We start from the raw sequence: 20666 nt of genomic DNA, 5'->3' as shown, positions 1-20666 counted from the left end.
GAAAGAGTAATTGCACGTAAAAAAGTTTAAGTATAATATCATGCTGTAAGAAGATCTTTATCATTTACTTTGGGAATGAGAATCTGCACTTCTGTACCATCCGGACTGCTTTTAATATGGATAAATGCTTCATCTCCAAAATAGACATGCAGTCGTTCTTTGACATTTTTAATACCGTAGCCGCCCAGGTCATCTTTATGCTTCAATTGGTTTTCAGAGGCGAATCCCATGCCGTCATCAGCAATACTGATGCACAATTGATCCCCCTGCTCACCCACATTTATATGAATGTTTCCACTGCGGCTTTCCCGGAAACCATGAATAATAGAATTTTCAACGAATGGCTGAAACGTTAATTTGGGTACGTAATAATACTGCAGGCCTGCAGGGAGGTCAATATGGAAAGTGAGTCTGTTCTCCATTTGTATCTGCTGCAGCCTTAAATAGTATTCTAAGTACTTTAACTCATCTTCCAACGTCAGCACGCTTTCTCCTTTTGATAAACCGATCCGGAGCATTTTGCCCAGCAGTTCGATCATCCGGCTGATCTCAATGTTTCCGCTCTCAATTGCCGTCCAGTTCATCTGATCAAGCGTGTTATACAAAAAGTGAGGATTTATGTTTGCCTGCAGTGCTTTAAGTTCCGTTTCCCGCTGCCTTTGGTACTGAACGCCCAGGGAGGCATACAGTTCTTCCACTCTGTTCGTTAACTCTTCAAAGCCCGTAAATAATTCTCCGAATTCATTGTTATATCCCTTCGGTAATTCAATGGAAGCTTTGTTCAACTGATAGGATTTCATTACTCTTGTAAGTTCATGGATGGGTTCTGTAAACTTTTTTGTTAAAAACATGGTGCCGATTAGCACGATTAACGTCCCAAATATCCCGAGAAGCGCCAAAAGGGTAGCAACCTGTCTGCTTCCCGCAAGAATATCTCTATATGGAGTAATTTCCATGATTGTCCAGTTCGTCTGCGGAATGGCCGTAGTTACTACAAGGCTGTCTTCCATGGAGGTATCATCCTGCAGCGGATATTGAAAACTATTCTGAGAATCGGAAAACTCGATTAATTCCTCAAAGCTTTCATCTCCAATTTCATTATTGCCAGTAGAAGCAACAATTGCCCCGTTCTCGTCCAGCATAATAAGATGAGAATCGTCACTGAAGTTGCGCAGCCAGCTTTCAGCAGTAATTGGATCCAGGTTAACGATAACAATCGACTGCAGCCGTCCGTTGGAAGAATTTATTTTCCTGCCGAGACTGATGACAGAATGTTCACCGGCCATTGTTTCAACATCTCTGTTTCCGAGCCAGGAATAGGCGATATTTTCCAGCTGGGAATACCAGGAAGAATCATAAACGTCTTCTAAAGGAAAGTACCTGACCGGATATTGAATATTATCCACCGGAGGAGAATTCATATAAATTTCTACGGAGTGAAGCGCAGGTATACTGTAAATAATGTTGGAAAAATCGTTGGTAAGACTGGAAGTCTGTCTCATATTTGCAGCACTTGTCTGTCTCCCGCTGATGACATCCCGGAACAGCTGCTGGCGGGAAAGAATCACAGAATATTCCTCGAAGCTCTGCAGATTGTCTCCAAGCTCCTCACTCAGCTGATATAAGTTCTGCTTTTGATATTCTGTAGTGGTATTGACCAGTTCATTTGTAGAAAATCTGTAGCTCAGAAGAATAATAGCTATTAATATTAATACAATAAAAAGAAAGAAACTGCTGAAAAACACGCTGTTTATATGGTATTTTTTAAACATATTCATGTGGAACCCCCATCTCTTCCAGCATAGCAATAACATTATGCAGCTTTCTTCATATTAACAAAGAAACTGTAAATACGGTGCATATTTATTAGTAAGAAGGGGCAGCCTCACTTATAGTAAGGGAATCTTTGTTTTTCTCTTCAATGGTTTCAAACACTTTCAAAGTGATAATTAACACTACAGAAGCAGGGAAGCTCATGAAGTAAAATAAAATAATCCCTGGAAATGCCTGATAAAGGTAGCCGATCATGATTAAAGTGATGCCAATTAAAAACGAATGGGGGAGATAGGCAAGCCCGATCATCAGGGAATACCGGATGTGTTCTTTTAAAGATGTTTTATAATGAGTGAGAACCGGAAAAATATACATAGCAACGATTAGGTATAATACAAAAATAATGAATAGAAAAGCTCCGCCGGAAATACGGATCCACAAGTCAGCTGCAAGAAGGGTATAGAAACTGAACATAAGAGAAAGCCCGCCGAACAGGATAAAGAATCCTACAATATTTGCACGTACGAATTCGCTTTTATAAATAGAGAAAAAGGTTTTCAGCTTGGGGAAATCCGCAGCCTCCATTTTTTCTTTTCGCAATACAGCAAACAAAGCTGCAGTAGCAGGAGCCCAGCCGAAAATACCAAGACCGAGAACAGTAAATAAAACCCAGATAGTGTTCCAGATTGCCAGGTTCATCAACTTTTCAAAAAACTCATAAAAGCCGGTGGAAAATTTACGCATAAGGAAAACTCCCGTCAAAAATTTTGTAAGTGCTTACATATTATTTTATCGTTATTTACCGTTGATTTACATAAGAAAAATGTTAAATACTCATTGGAAAACAACAAATTACCATTGTGCCCAGAAGCATAAAAAGGAAGGGAGATAGGGCAAAGACCCGTTTTAATATTTTTAAAAACGGGTCTTCGATCACCGAAGATATAAACTTATTTAATTCCGGTAGTAGCAATACCTTCCACCAGGTATTTCTGGAAAAATGCAAACAGGATAAACTGCGGGAGCAGTGAGAGGGAGGACATTGCCAGTAAAGCCCCCCAGTTCGTTCCGGCATCTGCATCCATAAAGTTTCTCAAGCCTAATGTAACTGTATGAAGGCCAGCATTATTCAAGTAGATTAATGGAGCGAGGAAATCATCCCATGTCCACATGAAAGAGAAAATAACTACTGTAACGAGCGCCGGCTTCAGGAGCGGAAGAATTATTTTGTAAAAAATTCCGAACTTATTACAGCCGTCGATTGTTGCAGCTTCATCCAGCTCCCGCGGAATTCCACGGATAAATTGAATCAGCAGAAAGATAAAGAATGGCTGCCCGCCCAGAAACGCAGGAACGATGAGCGGATAAAATGTATTCACCCAGCCAAAGTTATGAAAAAGGATGTACTGTGGAATCAAAGTGATCTGCACAGGCAGCATGACCGTCGCCATTAAGCAGCCGAAAAGTAATGCTTTGAACTTGAAGTTAATCCTCGCAAATCCGTAAGCTACGATACTAGCGGATGCTACTGTACCAAGTACTACCAGCGTGGTTACAATAATAGAGTTCCGGAAGTAGACATCAAATCCTATACCGCCGAATCCTTCCCAGCCTCTGGAAAAGTTATCCCAGCGGAATTCGCCGGGAACCAGAGAGGCTGCGTTTCCAAAGATCTCCACTTCAGGTTTTAAAGAACTCATGATCATCCACAGAATTGGATAGATCATCACAAATCCAAAGGCTGCGACGAACGTATAATAGATAACATCAGATATCTTGCTGTTTTGTTTTTTCATCTGTTAACGCCCCCCTTCTGATTCGTAGAAAACCCACTTGCTGGAGGTTTTAAAGATGATTATTGTAATAAGCGCAATAATCACCAGCAATATCCAGGCAAGCGCAGAGGCATAACCCATTCGTAAATATTCGAAGGCCATTTCATATAAATAAAGCGCATAAAATAACGTTGAATCCATTGGGCCACCCTGGGTAATTAAGTAGGCCTGGGTGAATATCATGAATCCACCGATTGTTTGCATAATTAAGTTAAAGAAAATAACCGGAGTAAGCATTGGCAGCGTAATTTTAATGAAAGTCTGTACCTTATTGGCACCATCTACACTGGCTGCTTCATATAACTCTCCAGGAATTTGCCTTAATCCTGCCAGGAAAATAATCATCGGAGAACCGAACTGCCAAACAATTAAAATAATCAGCACGGATAAAGCAGTATCAGGATTTCCGATCCAGTTTAAACCGGACAGGCCAAGGGAGTTCAAGATATCATTAATCGCGCCGTTTCGTCCGAACAGCTGACGCCAGACTACCGCGATCGCTACACTTCCTCCAATAATAGAAGGGATGTAGTAAATCGTTGTGAAAAAGCCGGTAGCTTTTCTTCCAGTGTTAAACAGCATTGCCAGTCCAAGAGCAAAGATCAGCTTAAGCGGGGTAGAAATAAATACAAATATAAGTGTGACAGTTAAAGACTGCACAAATCTAGGATCGCTGGTAAGTATATTAATGTAGTTATCAAATCCCACCCAGTTGGGAGTAGACAGCAGGTCGTAATCGGTAAAAGACAAGTACAGCGAGGCCAGAATCGGACCTAAGATTAAAAGAAAGAATCCAAGGAGCCATGGGGAGATAATGGCATAACCTACGAGCGTTTCCTTCCATTCTTTCTTCTTTTGTTTTTTTAACATGTCTTCATCCTGGGAAGGAACATAAATGCTTGGATCTGCCGTTTCTTCATGTGATTTTGCCATCGTAAAATTCCTCCTAGGGAATAACAGGCCATTTCTCAATGGCCTGTTAAGCTGATTCAGTATTTATTGGAGCATAGATTCAGATTCCTGCCTGAACTGCTCTGCTGCTTCTTCCGGTGTCACCTGGTCATATTTCAAAGCTTCTACGACACGCTGGAAGGAACCTCGAACTTCTGCTTCACCAGGAGGAGAAAGCGGATCAGCAGGACTTGTGTAGTTTTCGACGAGCTCAAGATATTCAAATGTTTCCGCAATTGCTCCGTCTACCTGATCTGCCAGATGCTCACGGACTGTGGAAGATACAGGTACGCCGCGGTCTGCCTGAAGAATTTCGTTAGCTTCCAGGTTATTAGTGAAGAAATCAATAAATGTAGCTGCAGCTTCCTGCTCTTCAGAATTTTCGGAGATAGAGAAGGACATACTTGGACGAATCCAGTTGCCGTCCTGTCCGCCATCTACAGAAGGCATAACGTTCAGGCCGAGCTGCATATCAGTAGTCTGCTGTGCGCCGATAATCTGGTTACTGGCTGCCATACCCAGAGCTGCAGAGCCTTCTCCAAGCATAGAATCTCCACCATCAATATAATCCATCATAATATCGTGGGAGGCGGCAATATCTTCATTGACCATTGACTGGACCATGTCGAAAAAGTCTACAAGAACTTCATCTTCGTACCCAAGTCCATCGCCTGCTTCATTAAATACAGACTGGCCGTGCTGTCTTGCATAAACGAAAAACATTTCAAATTCTGCATTCGCAAAATCAAAGCCGAAGAATTCTTCATCCGTCGCATCTTGAATCTGATGCATGGCATCCATCATTTCTTCATAAGTATAGCCCGGCTCCAGTTCGATGCCATGTTCTTCGAGAAGATCTTCGTTTTCAATAATTCCCAGAGCATTTGCACCAAGTGAAATTGCCATTACTTTTCCATCTTCATCTACGTTAATTTCCTGGTAAACATCTTCAACGTCGTCCATATTAATAAGGCCTTCGTCTATCATAGGCTGCAGATCCACAATTAAATCGCGGCTGTTATATTCCATCAGGCGGGAGTTATCCATATTAATAACATCCGGAAGGTTGCTGCCTGCTGCCTGTGTGCTTAATCGCTCCCAGTAGCCGTCCCAGCTTGTGTATTCAGGTTCTACGCTGATGTCAGGATGCTCTTCTTCAAACAGTTCAATTGCTTCGATCGTCATGTCATGTCGTTCCTGACCACCCCACCAAGCTACGCGGATGGTAGTTTCAGCATCACTGTCAGAGGCTTCTGCTTCATTTTCTTCACCGGCATCATTATTTCCAGTATTTTCTGCGCCGGCATTATTATCTGCGTTATTGCCTGTATCTGCGTTTGCATTTGTATCGTCATTGTCTCCTCCTCCACAACCAGCTAATAGTGCCACGGCAAGAGAGGATGAAATAAACAAGCCTTTAAATTTGTAACGTTTCATAAAGTAAGTTCCCCCTTCAAAAATTTTTGTAAGTGCTTACATTCTTATTGTAGATGGAAAATGTAAGCGTTTGTAGTAAACAAAAGTTAAATAAATATCAAAAAACAACAAATTTTCTTACAATAAACAATTAAACAGCTATTTTTTTATTAAATAACAATAAAGTTGTTTAATTATCATTTTATAGTGTGATAAGTTTTAAAGTAGATATATAATAATTATTTCAAAAATAATATGAAGATTATTTTATTTGAAACAAAAATAATGTGAGGGGATTTATTTTCTCCGCTGCAGATGAATTGTTACTTTATGGGCTGGCCAGTTCTATAGGAGAGTGATTTTCTATGGAATTCATCATCTTTAACTTCTGTCTATTCGAATTAAATGAAAGGTTGTTTTAAGCAGGCCGTCTGTTTGAAAAAATTCAAGGAGGAAACCAATGAAAAAACCATTTATCCATGATGATTTTATGCTCCAGAATGAACAGGGAAAGAAGCTCTATCACGAGTATGCGAAAGATATGCCCATTATTGATTTCCACTGCCATTTAAGTCCGAAAGAAATCAGTGAAAATCACAGATTCAGTAATATTGCTGAAATTTGGCTGCACGGAGACCACTATAAATGGAGGGCAATGCGGGCGCTGGGATTTCCTGAAGAGAAAATCACCGGAAAGGAAAATGATCATGAAAAGTTCAGGGTGTGGGCAGAAAGCGTTCCGCACACGCTGGGAAATCCCTTATACCACTGGACTCATCTGGAACTAACGAGGTATTTTAATGTTGATCAGCTGCTGCATCGAAGTACAGCTGAAGAGATTTGGAAAGAGACGAACAGGCAGCTGCAGGAAGAAGCATTGACGACACAGGACATTTTAAAAAAGTCCAGAGTAGAAGTAGTCTGCACTACGGATGACCCGCTGGATACTCTTCAATATCATGAGGAGATTGCTGAAAATACATCACTGGAGACCCGGGTGCTGCCGACGTTCCGTCCGGACAAAGCGATTGAAATTCAGCTGGTTGGTTTTAATGACTATATTGACCGGCTTTCTGCTTCAGAGGGCGGAGAAATTCGTTCCTATAAAGATTTAAAAGAAAATATCCGCTTTCATATGGATCGCTTTCAGGAAAGAGGATGTGCCAGCTCTGATCACGGGATTCAGGCACTGCCTTTTATAGAAGCATCGGAAGAAGAAGCAGCGGAAATTTTCAGCAAAAGAAGAAATAAAGAAACGCTCTCCTCAGCGGAAACGGAAAAATTCCGAACACATTTTTTATTGTTTCTCGGAGAAGAATATCACCGCCGCGGCTGGGTGATGCAGCTTCATCTCGGTGCTCTGCGCAATAATAATGAAAAAGGATTCGCCCAGCTTGGGCCCGATACTGGATTTGATTCGATGGATGACGCACCCATCGCAGAAGCATTGAACGGATTTTTAAATGCATTAAATAAACATGATGTGCTTCCGAAAACGATTATTTATAATTTAAATCCTGTGCATAATGAAGTAATTGCGACAGCGATCGGCAACTTTCAGGCGGAAGGAGTGAAAGGAAAACTGCAGCTCGGCTCCGGCTGGTGGTTTAACGACCAGAAGACAGGTATGTTAAAGCAGCTAAGGGATTTAGCGAATCATGGACTGCTCAGCACCTTCGTCGGGATGCTGACGGATTCACGGAGTTTTTTGTCTTATACGAGGCATGAATATTTCCGGAGAATTCTCTGCAATATGCTCGGGGAATGGATGGAATGCGGTGAAATACCGGAAGATTATGAGCTGGCCGGGAAAATGGTGGAGGATATCTGCTATTACAATGCGAAGAAATATTTTGGGCTGACACAGAAAGCAGGTGTATGATGCGCAGCAATATGAAACACCTTCTGAAGATAAATGAGAAAGATAATGTAGTGGTCGCCCTGCAAAAGCTGCCGGTGAATTCGAAGTGGACAGAAGGAAATAACGAATTAACTATGCTGGAGGAGGTGCCTCCGGGACATAAGGCAGCACTTTATCCGATTGTGGAAGGAGAAAATGTAATCAAGTATGGATATCCCATTGGACGAGCGACACAGGATATTAAAGCTGGAGAATGGGTGCATACGCACAATACAATCACAAATCTTTCCGGGACGATGGATTACGAGTATAAACCAGTACAGCATCCACCTCCGGAGGAAACCACCCAGCGGACGTTCGAAGGCTATGTCCGCAGCAACGGGGACGTAGGAATTCGAAATGAAATATGGATCATCAATACGGTCGGCTGTATTAACAAAACTGCAGAAATCATTGCGAAAGAAGCAAATGATATGTATCAGAGTGAAAAAGTGGATGGAATTTATCACTTCCCGCATTTATTTGGCTGCTCCCAGCTCGGAGATGATCTTCACAATACGCAGAAAATTCTCAGTGATCTTATTCACCACCCCAATGCCGCGGGAATTCTCGTGCTCGGGTTAGGCTGTGAAAATAACTTTATTGAAGTGTTTAAAGAAGTGCTGGGCGACTTTGGAGAAAAACAGGTGAAGTTCATTGAAGTGCAGCAGGTCGATGATGAAATCGAAGCAGGCCTGGAGGAAATGGAAGAGCTCGTCCGTCACGTGGAAACATTTGAGCGGGAAAGCGTGCCTCTGTCAAAACTGCGAGTTGGCCTGAAATGCGGCGGCTCCGATGGGTTCTCAGGCATTACCGGCAACCCGCTGCTCGGAAAGTTCTCTGATAAATTAATTGCAGCAGGTGGATCGACCGTGCTGACGGAAACTCCGGAGCTTTTCGGGGCGGAGCATCTATTGATGGAACGGGCAGAGAACAGGGAAGTTTTTGAAAAAATTGTTTCCATGGTAAATGGGTTTAAAGAATACTTTATAAAGCATGAGCAGAATGTATACGAAAATCCTTCTCCCGGAAACAAAGCCGGAGGAATTACCACACTGGAAGAGAAATCTCTCGGTAATGTACAGAAGGGAGGATTTTCACCTGTAGTGGATGTGCTTGCCTACGGAGACCGGATGAAAAAACCGGGATTGTCGTTATTGGAAGGCCCGGGCAATGATTTAATTTCTGTTACTGCGCTCGCCTGTGCCGGAGCGCATATTGTGTTATTTACCACAGGAAGAGGTACTCCTTTTGGAGGTCCGGTTCCTACGGTGAAAATTTCAACGAACTCCGCTCTGGCTGAAAAAAAGAAAAGATGGATCGACTTTAATGCAGGAGCTATTACAGAAGGGCAGGCACTATCGGACTGCGCAGATGAACTGCTTAATTACATCATTGATCTTGCAGCAGGCAGAACACAGGCAAATAACGAAAAATACGGTTTCAGAGAAATTTCCATTTTTAAAAATGGAGTCATTCTCTAGAAAAGAGGGCAGGCATGGAAAACCATAAAACACCGGAAAAAATCCTTCAGTTTGGCAAAGGGAATTTTCTGCGCGGCTTTTTTGACTGGCAGATAGAAAAAATGAAGCGTGCAGGAGTATATGGAGGAAGCATTGTCATTTATCAGCCCTCCCCAAACGGGAGTGTCCCCGATTTTCTTCAGGAGCAGAACTATCAGTTTTATGTAGCTGAAAGAGGGCTCTCCGAACAGAAAAAGGTAGACCAGGAGCTGTTAATTACAACTATATCCCGCACCTTCGCTTATAACGAATGGCAGGAAATTCTGCAGCTGGCAGAATCAGATGAGCTGGAATGTATCGTATCAAACACTACAGAAGCAGGGATCGTCTACAAGGAATGTGAGCCGCCGGCTGAAAATGATATCCCGCTTTCCTTCCCGGCGAAACTGACCGAGTTTCTTTCCCGGCGATTTTCAGTTAAAGGAAAGTCCGAGGCTCCCGGACTGATCATTCTCCCGTGTGAGCTGGTGGAACAGAACGGAGAAATGCTGAAGGGAATTATTTTGCAGCATGCGGCAGACTGGGAACTTCCGAAAGAATTTACAGCCTGGATCAATGAAAATATTCATTTTTGCAATACGCTGGTAGACCGGATCGTAACGGGGTATTCAGAGGAGAAAGCAGCAAAAATAGAAGAAAAGACAAATTTTAAGGATCACTGGCTGGTAGTGACAGAACCGTATTATTCCTTTGTGATCGACGGTCCGGCAGAAGTAAAGGAGAAGCTTCCTTTTCAGAAAGCAGGATTGAGCGTCACCTGGGATAAAACAGAATCCTACCGGGAAATGAAAGTAAGGCTGCTGAACGGGCCGCATACGATGATGTGTGCCTCAGGTCTCGTTCATGGATTGAAAACAGTACAGGAAGTGATGAAGAACCCGCTATTTGGTACGTTTGTGGAAAATGGAATGGAAGAAATACGCTCAGTCCTGACACTGGATAAAAAGAAAACGGCAGATTTCCGGGACCAAGTACTGGATAGGTTTCAAAATCCTTTTAATCCGCATCAATTAGCAGATATCGCCCGTTATTCCATCACGAAATTCAGGGTTCGGCTGCTCCCGGTAGTTAAATCCTATTTGGAAGTCCATGGAACGCCTCCGAAACGAATCACTTTCTCGATGGCGTCAGTGCTGCGCTACTACAGGCCGGTAAAGGTGGAGAATGATGAGTTTTTCGGAGAGTACAAAGGAATGGAATATAAGCTTTTTGAAAGTAAAGAAGTACTTGGCCGCTTATCTGATGCATGGCAGGAAGACGATAAAAATAAAAGAACAGCAATGCTGTTAAGCAAAGAAATCTGGGGTGAAGAACTGGAGGAACTGAAAGATTTGCTGCCTTCCTACCTGGAGCTTATTGAGAAAATGGCTAAAGCAAAGTTTTAAGGAATGATAAATTCTGCATTCAATGGCTTCGGGCTGCTTAAAATAGAAATATTAAAAATTTCCGGACGCACACGTTTTGCTGCTGATAGAAAGGGAAAAACCTTCTGTAAGGAGGAATGTCACATGCTAAAAAAACTGCCGGCAAGTGAAGGAAACATTCTTGAATACGAAGTGGACGGAAAGCTGACAGAGGAAGAGAGTCAAGAAGCAACAAGAGAAGTAGAGCAGATGATTGAGCAGCATGGTTCTATTAAAATATTAGAGTACGCAGTGAATATGCCGAAAGTGGATGTATCTTCCATGAAAGAATATTTTTCATTTGCGAAAGATAATATGAAGCACGTCGACAAATATGCGTTAGTTACCGACTCTCATATTGCTGCAGCAGCGGTGAAAGCAAGTGATGCAGTTACGAAAGCCAACTTTCGCACCTTTGGTACGGAAGATCTTGAAAAAGCACGGGTATGGCTGAGAAAAGCAGACTAAGAAGCAGCGCCTCTCCACTGAGAGGCGTTTTTTAGTGGAGAAAATAACTTTTGCAATATATATATTGCAAAAGTTTTAAAGTTCCGTTAAGCTTAAGTCAAATAAAAGAAGAGGTGAGTTATATGTTCGGCAGAAAAGGCTCGAAAGACGAACGCTTGGAAATGCTGGAGAACAAAGTGTATAAAGAAATGATGTATTTGGTATATACCGTGCTTACTTTGTCGATAATATACAAATATATCCGCTATGGCATCGGACCGGGGGAAGCCTCTGCAGTGCTGGAAATTTCCCTGCTGCTTCTTTTAAGTTTATACAGTATCGTCAGATATAAAAAGCTGCAGCTGTTTGTGGACAAAGCAGAAGAATATAATGCAAGGCACAAAATGAAATATTCTACGTTTAATATGGTAATAGGTGGAGTTATTGGATTGGGTCTGGCTTTATTGTTCGGAATTAACAGCGCAGTGAATTATGCAGATACGACTGCCCAGAGTATATACTATTTCTTTCTTGTTTTCGGTGTAAGTGCAGTTATTTATATGGTTCCTTTGGCTTTGTTAAGCGGTATTGTCCCCTGGCTTGCGGAACGAAAGGCGGAGAAACTTCGGCTGGAGGGTGAAAGTGAAGATTAATCGCGTAAAAGCAGCGAGACAGGAAAAAAAGCTTTCCCAGCAGAAGCTCGCTGATGAAGTACAGGTAACAAGACAGACAATCAGCCTGATTGAAGTAGGAAAATATAATCCAACAATTAATCTTTGCATTGCTATCTGCCGGGCGCTTGATAAATCCCTGGATGAACTTTTCTGGCCGGAGGAAGAATGAGCAGGAAAAGCGGACGGTTCATTGAGCATTCTTTTTTACGCAGGCTAACACTCTCTCCTTCTATATAAATATTCTACTTTTCTTTAATGTAATCGATTGCCCAGAATCTTACACAATCCTATCGATTGCAAAATCTAATAATAGGAGTATATTAGTAAAAAAGGGAGATGAAAAGAATGATCACTATGCATGTAGTGCGCTATGTTTTAATGGGAACAATGGGAATTACAAGTCTCAGTATTCTGGCTTTCCAGGGAATAGCTTTTGTTAAAGCTTTTGCATCGCTGCATTAAAAAATAACAGAGAACACTGAACTTTCTTGAACCAAAAATACATCACTATGAAGAAGCCTTTTCAATCAAAGGTTTCTTTTTTTATGCCTATTATTCGGATACTGCATTTTCTGAAATGTATATCTGTGACGTTTGCCTCATTCTCTCCTGTTTTTAAAATATGGTGTAAATATTTCATTTAATAATGTAGAATGAAATTTATATTCCATTTATAAAACGGAGGCTAATGAAAATGGCAAAAACGCAGGAACCGACCTTGGCGGAAAAGTTAAAAACTTCATATGAACTGCATCAGGAAGCAGCAAAGGTAATTCCGGGAGGTGTAACAGCGAATATTAAATACTTCACACCGCATCCGATCGTCATGGAGGAAGGGCATGGAAGCAGGTTGTATGATGCAGACGGTAATGAGTACATTGATTACTTAATGTGTTATGGTGCGCTGATGACAGGGCACGGACATCCGGAAGTCTTTGCGGCTGTTACAGAGCAGATGTATTCAAAAGGCACCACTATCTTCGGGACGCCGCACAGGCTGGAGACACTCATGGCGAAAAAGCTCGTTTCCCTTTACCGGGGAATTGAGCAGGTACGTTTCTGCAACTCAGGAATGGAAGCAACGATGCTTGCCACCCGCTTGGCTGCAGCATATACAGGAAAAAAGAAACTTGCGAAATTTGAGGGGCACTACCACGGAGGATACGATCAGGTGCTGCTGAGTGTCAATCCGGCAGAGGCATTGGCGGGGGAAAGTGAAGAACCGCTGACCGTACCTGAATCCACCGGTGTTTCCGATTACTGCGTGGAAAATACGATCATTCTCCCGTTTAACAACTATCCGGCAGCTGAAAAAATACTCCGTAAGCACGCAGCGGAGCTCTCTGCAGTTATTATGGAACCGATCCAGGGCGGATTTATTCCGGCAGAGCAGCAGTTTATGGAAAAGCTGAGGAGATTGACTGAAGAACTGGATATCTTATTGATATTTGATGAAGTGAAAACCGGCTTTCGGGTGGCGCTGGGCGGGGCGCAGGAAATATACGGAGTAACCCCGGACCTGACCACATTGGGAAAAGTACTCGGCGGCGGGTTCCCAGTAGGCGCTCTTGGCGGTAAAAGAGAGATTATGGAACATTGTTCTCCTGGTGCCAGTAAAGATATCCTTACTGCAGGAGATGATAATGGAAACAAGCGGGAGGCTTTCTTTCACAGCGGCACGTATAACGGCCATCCCACTACACTAGCCGCGGGACTTGCCACAATTAAACTGCTGGAAACCCATGATAATATGATGCAGGTTTTTCAGAAGACAGCATATTTAAAGCAAGAACTGGAAAAGCTGTACTATTCCTACGGTGTTCCCATGCAGGCAATGGGAGAAGGAAGCATCTTTAATATTGTAATTACAGATAAAAATATTACCAATCTCCGGGAAATGAATTGTTCCAACACAGCACTGAGGAAAAAGATTGATTATGAACTGCTTGATTTAGGGATTTATTCGAAGCCGCTGAACCGCTATTCTGTGTCTACTGCCCACAGTGAAGCAGATATTGAAAACACGCTGCGGGCACACGAACAGGCGCTGCAGCGGGTGATGAAATAATTTTTAACAACTGTATAGCGTGACAAGAAGCGTGGTGAAACTATTCATCACGCTTTTTTCCGCAGGCGTATAGAACGCATTGCCTTCTATATTTTTTAAATAAAGAAAGAGTAATTTATAAAAGCTGTATTCCTCCTGTTCATCAAATGTAAGGCGAAGCGAAAAACGGCGGGCGCCTTTTTCAAAAGGGAGCATTTGGTCGGCTGCGTAAATGCTTCCGGCAGTGAAAGTACACATCGCCTGCGGTGGAAGGATGTCGGAAGATCCCGCAGGACGTGAGTCTATCCGGAGATCTCCTCCACAGCAGGTCAGTTGCAGTGAAGTTTTCTCCTATCATCAATGAACATTAACAGAGACACTCATGCAAAATTTTTGCCCCATGAAGTATGAAAATTAATACTGCTGTGGATCAATGGAAGACGTGCCCTGTAAGAGAAATTAGTCGAGAACAAGCCCTTGAGTAAGCCGCTCCGAAAGTGAAGCAGCAGTATTACTTCTTTTTAGCGGAACTTTTATTTTCAAGGCAGCTTTTAATAATAGTAATTTTTTAAAAGAATAATGAAGCGGAATGATTAGTAAATAAATACAGAGGGAATGCGGAAAATAGAGCATGTAAAATTTAAGGAGGTCGTTGTATGAGCAAAACACCAATTACTGTAGCCTACGGAGACGGAATCGGACCGGAAATTATGAAATCTGTACTAAAAATAATGGACAAAGCAGATGCGCAGATCGACCCTGAATTTATTGATATCGGAAAAGACGCCTACCTGGAAGGATGGTCCACAGGTATTCCTGACAAAGCCTGGGAATCACTGCTTCGTACAAAAGTGTTTTTAAAAGCTCCGATTACCACACCGCAGGGGGGAGGATATAAAAGTTTAAACGTTACGATCCGCACCTCTCTTGGACTGTATGCAAACATACGCCCGACAATTTCCTATTCTCCGTTCGTAAAAACAAATCATCCGGACATGGATCTTGTAGTTGTACGCGAGAATGAAGAAGATTTATATACCGGAATTGAGCACCAGCAGACACCGGAAGTAGTACAGAGCCTTAAGCTGATCACCCGGCCGGGTTCTGAAAGAATCGTCCGCCACGCTTTTGAATATGCAAAAAAGAACGGACGTAAAAAAGTAACTTGTATTACTAAGGATAATATTATGAAGCTCTCGGATGGACTGTTCCATAAAGTATTTAATGAAGTGGCAGAGGAATATCCGGAAATGGAAACAGATCACTGGATCGTGGATATTGGTCTTGCCAGAATTGCAGATTCTCCGGAAACTTTCGATGTCATCGTAATGCCGAACCTTTACGGCGATATTGCCTCAGACATTGCATCACAGATTTCCGGCAGTGTCGGACTCGGCGGCTCTGCGAATATCGGCGATGAAGGGGCGATGTTTGAAGCAATCCACGGAAGTGCGCCGGACATTGCAGGAAAAGGAATTGCCAATCCGTCAGGCCTGCTGCACGGGGCGATTCAGATGCTTATCCATATCGGACAGCCGGAAACTGCCTCAAAAATTCACAACGCCTGGTTTAAAACGCTCGAAGACGGCATTTATACAGGAGATATCGCCAAGGGCGGACCTGCTGTAGGAAGTGATGAATTTACAGATGCTGTTATTGAAAGACTCGGCCAGAAACCGGAGACGATGACACCAATGAATTATGAAAAAGCAGCGGACAAAGAAGAAAAACAAGAAACCATTCCTGTAGCTGCTTATGACAGAGCAGATACTTCGATTAAGCGCGAACTCGACGGGGTAGATGTATTTGTATTCAATAATGAACTGGATACAGACGCACTCGGGAAGAAAATGGAGAAAGCAGCAGGAGAAGACTTTGAGCTTGCAGTCATTACCAACCGGGGTGCCAATGCGTATCCAAAAGGATATACAGAAATATTTACTACGGACCACTGGCGCTGCCGTTTCCTGCCAGCAGAGAACGGAAAGGTTTCAAACAAACAGATTACAAAGCTGCTGAAACGTATCACCGAGGAAGACATTGATTGGATTAAACTGGAAAACCTCTACAGCTTCAACGGCGAAAAAGGATATTCAGAAGCGAGAAAATAAAACAAGGAAGCTGCCTTTCCGAGAAGGCAGCTTCCTTTTGAGGAAAATTTGCATCTTAAATTCAAATGATTTTCAGGAATTTTTTTGATTTGTCTTTCAGTTGATCAGAAGAAGAAGTAATTTCCTGAAAGTCATGAACGGTGTTAAGTATTTTTTCCTGTCCTTCCGCTACGCTTATTTTTACAGAGGTAATACCGGTTGAGATATTCTCAATCTCTTTTGTAATTGCGTCAATTCCGCCTTTAATTTCTCCAATTGAGCTATCGACACGCTGCGATAACTTTCTGACCTCTTTCGCTACTACATCAAACCCTCTGCCATGTGTTCCTGCACGGGCTGCTTCAATCGCAGCATTTAATGCAAGTAGGTTCGTTTGGGCAGCAATCTCTCTAATTGTTTTCACAATTGCACTGATAGTATCCGTCTGCTGGTTTAAGGAAGTTAACATTGCGGCGTTTCCGCTGGATTCCTCCGCAATTTTATTAATACTTTCCAAAAGGTTTTGACTGCGCTGAATTCCTTCTTCAGCACGGTGATTCAGGTCCTCAGCCAGCTCTCTCAATTCTTCTGCCATGTTTGTAACCGCATCCTGTCTTACAGTAATATCTGTAGCGATCTTCATTACACCAATCACTTCCCTGTGATTTTCATCAAAAATCGGCATATAGGTGGCCTCAAGCTCTATCTTTTTTCCATCAGCTTTTCTTCTTTCAATTTTATCCTGAAATTGTTTTCCTGCGAATAAACTTTCCCAAAATTTATGATAACTGCTGCTGGAAGTGAAATCCTCAAAGCAAAACGTCTGATGGTCCATTCCAATCATTTTTTCTTTTCTATAACCCATCGCATCTGCAAAAATATCATTTACATAATCCACCTCACGATTCCTGTTAAAGCGAATAATCGCAAGATTTTGTTCTATCGTACTTACAATTAAATCATTTTGAATTTCCTGTACAGTCACTGTCATACTTTCCTCCTGATATAATTAAATATAACTATATGATAAGTCAAAAAGAACTAAGTATAAAGTTCTAATTAAGTCAATCGAGAAAATAGTATTTTTAATGATGATTTATTAGATATTACGTAAATTAATAACTTTGATGGATAGTCATTTACACAGATTTTTTACTAAATTAAGTAAATATTATACTTTATAAGTTAGAAAATAACTTTATAGTAACTATACATTTCTTATAGGGTATAAGAATAATTTCGCTTCTCCTATCCTTTTTAAACTCTGTGGAAGTTTAGTAAATTTCTTCAAAAAGACATAGTATTTAATTTACAGGAAAATAGAAATTTCGAAAGTTGTATCTTGATAAGACGCTAATAGATTTTCTTGAGTCTGATACATGTATACAGCTTGAGGACCTTTCGCATTGTTTAATGAATCTATAAAAACTATACGGAATATTGAAAAATTAAAAATAGACTTTTGTTAAGCCTTATATTAGAGTAAGCACAAAATGAATTATTAAAACTCCTGGAAAAACAATATGTGCTATTTAAAGGAGGATAAGGGTGACAGAATTATTTATTATTCTTAAAGACATCGTTTTACCAGTTTTCGTAATGATTGCGATCGGATATGCTCTTCAAAAGAAACATAACATGGATTTAAAGACGTTAACTAAATTAAATATTTATTGTTTCGTACCTGGTTTTATTTTTATAACTTTATATAATTCAGATTTCACGGCACGCTTATTTATTGAGGTTTTTATATTTTTTGTATTGCTTGTAGCTGTTCTGCATTTTATGGTCTTGTTTCTCTCAAAGGCAATCAATTTAAGCAAAAATGAAAAAACTACACTTTCTAACAGTGCTATGTTTTTTAACGCTGGAAACTATGGAGTTCCAGTAAATGATCTTGTATTTAAAGGTGATCCATATGCTATGTCTGTGCAGGTTGTACTAATGACTTTACAAAATTTATTTATTTTTTCCTATGGAATTTTCTCTCTGCAAGCAATAAAAATCAGTAAATCCCAAGCTGTCCTTAATTATTTTAGAATGCCTTTAATATATGCTTTATTAGCAGGGGTACTTCTAAATTACTTTAAGGTACCTCTTCCTGAATTAATAATAATTCCTTCTACTTACATAGGGGATGCGATGATCTCCCTTGCCCTACTAACACTCGGTGCTCAAGTAGCAAAGTTAAAATTTATGAAACAGCTATCCTCTATATATCTGAGTTTGATAATCAGATTAATAATTGGTCCTTTAGTTTCTCTAGGAATAATTTTTCTGTTTGATATTAATGGAACTATAGCCCAGGTTTTGTTTATCGCTTCTGCCATGCCAACATCGGTAAATAGTGCGGTCATTGCAGAAGAATACGATAATCAACCTCAACTTGCTGCACAGATAGTGTTATTTTCCACAATTATCAGTGCAGTAACGGTCACTATTGTTATTTATCTATCAAATTTTTTAGCTTGAAACGATTTTAGAAAAACTATTATATTACTACTTACTTAGACTAAGTATGATCTAAAATTATTAAAAGTGTGTTGAATAGTTATTTTGAACCTAAGCTGATTGAGCCGACTTGAAAGCAAAATACGTAATTTAATAAATATGATATTTCTTTAGAGGAGTTTAATGGAGTAACTTAATAATCTAAAAAGGGAATCTTTTTTTTAATGTATATTTTATAGAGTAGGTAATTTTATAATAGTTTATTAATGAACAATTTTTTGTTAAAAAATAAAACGTGTATAATAATAATACAGGTGGTGATTTTTGTGAAAGTATTAGTCATTGCTCCTTATAAAGGGCTGGCAGAATTAATCAGAAATATGCAGCCTAAGTTGAACGGGTTTCAATTAATTATACATGAAGCCGATTTAGATCAAGGATTAGAGCTTATTAATTTTTATGAGGAGCAAGGAGAAAGTTTTGATTTTATTATAAGCCGTGGAGGAACTGCAAAAGTGATCCGGGCACATAGTGATATTCCTGTGGTCGGCATTAAAATATCTGGGTACGATATTTTAAGAATTCTCACTCTGCTGAAAAGTTATAATACAAGAATTGGAATGGTAGGATTTAGAGACATTATTTTCAGTTTTGAGTCAATATCTAACGTAATAAACATAGACATTGATTATAAGATAATTCAAGATGAGTCAGAAGTTAAAGACACTCTTTTAAAATTAAAACAGGAAAACGTACAAATAATAGTAGGTGATGCTGTGACAGTCAGGCTGGCTGGAGAATTCGGTATGCAGGGCGTTCTGATTACTTCAGGCGAGGAGTCAGTAAGAGAAGCTTTCGAAAATGCTGAGAGAATGTATGCAGAAATTCAACGGTTCCGTTCTAATGCTACTATCTATGAGAATTTAATTAACCGTATTGAAGATGGAATATGTCTTGTAGATGAAGCAGGAAGCATAAAGTACTATAACTCTGTGTTTTCACGCTTTATGTATTTTAGTTCTTTAAAAGAAAAAAAATCCTTATTCACTGAACATTCCTACTTTAAAACTATTATAGAAGAACAGGTAGCGAGCCAATTAATTCATTTTCAGCTGGCTACAAATCAATTTGGGAAAGTGATAAATGTACAAAGTGGGCGCATTAATTCTCCTGAAGCGCAGACGCTCCATTATATTCAGCTGAAAAAAGTAACAGGGAAAAAAGAGCCGGGAATCACGTTTACCTTTTCTCATTCCGAAATGGAAAATACTCCTCAATATATTATGTCAGAAGATATTTACCGCAACGCTGAAATAACTGCCCATAAGTTAATGCAGGATAATAAGCCTGTGACGATCATAGGAGAAGAAGGAACAGGAAAGAGAATGTTTGTAAACTTATTCAGTAAGAGAGAAAATTTTGATCTGAGTCGAGTGATTGAAATAGAGATTGAACAAGCGGACACTAAAAAATTCAACAAACTGTTGGAATTAGTAAAAAAAGAAAGTAAAAAATCTGTTATTCATTTAAGAGGGATCAACCAAACTTCTAAAGCTCAGCAGAATAAATTGCTTGAGAGTTTAAAAGAGGTAAAGGCACAGCTGATATTTTCATTAATTGGAGATTTGCAGGACATGGAGGAAAATAAGTGGAGGTTGGAAAAAGAGTTACTATTGCTGTTATCGGAAGATCCGATTTATTTTCCGCCATTAAGGCACAGAGAAGAAAGTTTAGAAGGAATTATAAACACTTTTATATTAAAATTTAACGAAGAATTTGGTAAGCAGGTTGTAGGAATAGAGCCTGACTCATTAAAGAATTTATTAGATTGTTCCTGGGAAGGGAATATCACCGAGTTAAGAAACACTATCAGAAAGTTGGTGAGGAATTCTCAGTCAACCTACCTTGAGTTTACTAAAGAAGAAATAAATGAAAACGGCAACAAGGACAATATGGATAAATATATTTATCTGGAGCCAAAGCAGACCTTAGAAGAGTTGGAAGATAAAATTATTCAAAAAGTGTTAAAGGAAGAAAATGGAAATCAATCAAAAACAGCTAAGCGTTTAGGAATTACCAGGTCGACGCTTTGGAGAAAAATGGGAAAACAAAAATAAATATAGTTAATATTTATAGATGTTTTAACGTGAAAACGT

16 protein-coding genes are annotated in these 20666 nt (G+C 40.4%); 10 read left to right on the top strand and 6 right to left on the bottom strand.

Annotated features, from left to right (window positions below):
• Nucleotides 1–38: 38 nt before the first annotated feature.
• From BLP92_RS08730 to BLP92_RS08710, 5 genes are all read right to left on the bottom strand, one after another.
• Nucleotides 39–1778 (bottom strand): sensor histidine kinase, encoded by a 1740-nt coding sequence (locus BLP92_RS08730; RefSeq protein ID WP_175444230.1) that lies wholly within the window; start codon nt 1776–1778, stop codon nt 39–41.
• 88 nt (nt 1779–1866) lie between these two features.
• Nucleotides 1867–2517, bottom strand: coding sequence for a YesL family protein (locus tag BLP92_RS08725; protein WP_090842564.1), 651 nt, complete (start codon nt 2515–2517; stop codon nt 1867–1869).
• Between the two features lie 206 nt (nt 2518–2723).
• A complete protein-coding gene (locus tag BLP92_RS08720) occupies nt 2724–3569 on the bottom strand; it encodes a carbohydrate ABC transporter permease (protein ID WP_090842563.1) in 846 nt (281 codons plus the stop codon).
• A gap of 3 nt (nt 3570–3572) precedes the next feature.
• The gene (locus tag BLP92_RS08715; RefSeq protein WP_090842725.1) at nt 3573–4478 is read right to left on the bottom strand and encodes a carbohydrate ABC transporter permease; all 906 of its coding nucleotides are present in this window, start codon (nt 4476–4478) and stop codon (nt 3573–3575) included.
• Nucleotides 4479–4604: 126 nt separating this feature from the next.
• Nucleotides 4605–5996 carry an ABC transporter substrate-binding protein gene (locus BLP92_RS08710; RefSeq protein ID WP_090842562.1) on the bottom strand — a complete coding sequence of 464 codons (1392 nt, stop codon included), beginning with the start codon at nt 5994–5996 and terminating at the stop codon, nt 4605–4607.
• 439 nt (nt 5997–6435) lie between these two features.
• Here BLP92_RS08710 and uxaC point away from each other — a divergent pair, with 439 nt between their 5' ends.
• From uxaC to BLP92_RS08665, 8 genes are all read left to right on the top strand, one after another.
• The gene (uxaC, locus tag BLP92_RS08705) at nt 6436–7857 is read left to right on the top strand and encodes a glucuronate isomerase (RefSeq protein ID WP_090842561.1); all 1422 of its coding nucleotides are present in this window, start codon (nt 6436–6438) and stop codon (nt 7855–7857) included.
• Nucleotides 7857–9359 carry a UxaA family hydrolase gene (locus tag BLP92_RS08700; protein ID WP_244516743.1) on the top strand — a complete coding sequence of 501 codons (1503 nt, stop codon included), beginning with the start codon at nt 7857–7859 and terminating at the stop codon, nt 9357–9359. The genes uxaC and BLP92_RS08700 overlap by 1 nt, the downstream gene beginning before the upstream one ends.
• Nucleotides 9360–9373: 14 nt before the next feature.
• Nucleotides 9374–10783 (top strand): tagaturonate reductase, encoded by a 1410-nt coding sequence (locus BLP92_RS08695; protein WP_090842560.1) that lies wholly within the window; start codon nt 9374–9376, stop codon nt 10781–10783.
• Nucleotides 10784–10906: 123 nt separating this feature from the next.
• A complete protein-coding gene (locus BLP92_RS08690; protein WP_175444229.1) occupies nt 10907–11269 on the top strand; it encodes a SpoIIAA family protein in 363 nt (120 codons plus the stop codon).
• Between the two features lie 122 nt (nt 11270–11391).
• Nucleotides 11392–11901: a DUF6773 family protein gene (locus BLP92_RS08685; RefSeq protein ID WP_090842558.1), complete on the top strand. Its 510-nt coding sequence runs from the start codon at nt 11392–11394 to the stop codon at nt 11899–11901.
• Complete coding sequence (locus BLP92_RS08680) at nt 11891–12091, top strand: helix-turn-helix transcriptional regulator (protein WP_090842557.1); 201 nt, start codon at nt 11891–11893, stop codon at nt 12089–12091. Before BLP92_RS08685 ends, BLP92_RS08680 begins: the two co-directional genes overlap by 11 nt.
• 525 nt (nt 12092–12616) lie before the next feature.
• The gene (locus BLP92_RS08675; RefSeq protein WP_244516741.1) at nt 12617–13990 is read left to right on the top strand and encodes an aspartate aminotransferase family protein; all 1374 of its coding nucleotides are present in this window, start codon (nt 12617–12619) and stop codon (nt 13988–13990) included.
• 635 nt (nt 13991–14625) lie between these two features.
• A complete protein-coding gene (locus BLP92_RS08665; protein ID WP_090842554.1) occupies nt 14626–16080 on the top strand; it encodes an NADP-dependent isocitrate dehydrogenase in 1455 nt (484 codons plus the stop codon).
• 61 nt (nt 16081–16141) lie between these two features.
• On the opposite strand, the gene BLP92_RS18260 is transcribed toward BLP92_RS08665, so the two are convergent.
• The gene (locus BLP92_RS18260) at nt 16142–17050 is read right to left on the bottom strand and encodes a methyl-accepting chemotaxis protein (protein ID WP_090842553.1); all 909 of its coding nucleotides are present in this window, start codon (nt 17048–17050) and stop codon (nt 16142–16144) included.
• A gap of 557 nt (nt 17051–17607) precedes the next feature.
• Between BLP92_RS18260 and BLP92_RS08655 the strand changes: the two genes are divergently transcribed.
• Both BLP92_RS08655 and BLP92_RS08650 read left to right on the top strand, forming a co-directional pair.
• Complete coding sequence (locus BLP92_RS08655; RefSeq protein WP_090842552.1) at nt 17608–18531, top strand: AEC family transporter; 924 nt, start codon at nt 17608–17610, stop codon at nt 18529–18531.
• Between the two features lie 257 nt (nt 18532–18788).
• Entirely contained in the window at nt 18789–20627 is a 1839-nt protein-coding gene (locus tag BLP92_RS08650) for a sigma-54-dependent Fis family transcriptional regulator (RefSeq protein ID WP_175444228.1), read from the top strand.
• The last annotated feature ends 39 nt before the right edge of the window (nt 20628–20666 follow it).

Source organism: Alkalicoccus daliensis, assembly GCF_900103955.1.
Taxonomy (GTDB): domain Bacteria; phylum Bacillota; class Bacilli; order Bacillales; family Salisediminibacteriaceae; genus Alkalicoccus; species Alkalicoccus daliensis.
This window is presented reverse-complemented; position numbering and strand designations above follow the sequence as displayed.

Coding starts and splice junctions, on each gene's coding strand:
- BLP92_RS08730 (WP_175444230.1), bottom strand. CDS start 1,778: ATGAATATGTTTAAAAAATACCATATAAACAGCGTGTTTTTCAGCAGT.
- BLP92_RS08710 (WP_090842562.1), bottom strand. CDS start 5,996: ATGAAACGTTACAAATTTAAAGGCTTGTTTATTTCATCCTCTCTTGCC.
- BLP92_RS08720 (WP_090842563.1), bottom strand. CDS start 3,569: ATGAAAAAACAAAACAGCAAGATATCTGATGTTATCTATTATACGTTC.
- BLP92_RS08715 (WP_090842725.1), bottom strand. CDS start 4,478: ATGTTAAAAAAACAAAAGAAGAAAGAATGGAAGGAAACGCTCGTAGGT.
- BLP92_RS08700 (WP_244516743.1), top strand. CDS start 7,857: ATGCGCAGCAATATGAAACACCTTCTGAAGATAAATGAGAAAGATAAT.
- BLP92_RS18260 (WP_090842553.1), bottom strand. CDS start 17,050: ATGACAGTGACTGTACAGGAAATTCAAAATGATTTAATTGTAAGTACG.
- BLP92_RS08725 (WP_090842564.1), bottom strand. CDS start 2,517: ATGCGTAAATTTTCCACCGGCTTTTATGAGTTTTTTGAAAAGTTGATG.
- BLP92_RS08685 (WP_090842558.1), top strand. CDS start 11,392: ATGTTCGGCAGAAAAGGCTCGAAAGACGAACGCTTGGAAATGCTGGAG.
- BLP92_RS08675 (WP_244516741.1), top strand. CDS start 12,617: ATGGCAAAAACGCAGGAACCGACCTTGGCGGAAAAGTTAAAAACTTCA.
- BLP92_RS08690 (WP_175444229.1), top strand. CDS start 10,907: ATGCTAAAAAAACTGCCGGCAAGTGAAGGAAACATTCTTGAATACGAA.
- BLP92_RS08665 (WP_090842554.1), top strand. CDS start 14,626: ATGAGCAAAACACCAATTACTGTAGCCTACGGAGACGGAATCGGACCG.
- uxaC (WP_090842561.1), top strand. CDS start 6,436: ATGAAAAAACCATTTATCCATGATGATTTTATGCTCCAGAATGAACAG.
- BLP92_RS08695 (WP_090842560.1), top strand. CDS start 9,374: ATGGAAAACCATAAAACACCGGAAAAAATCCTTCAGTTTGGCAAAGGG.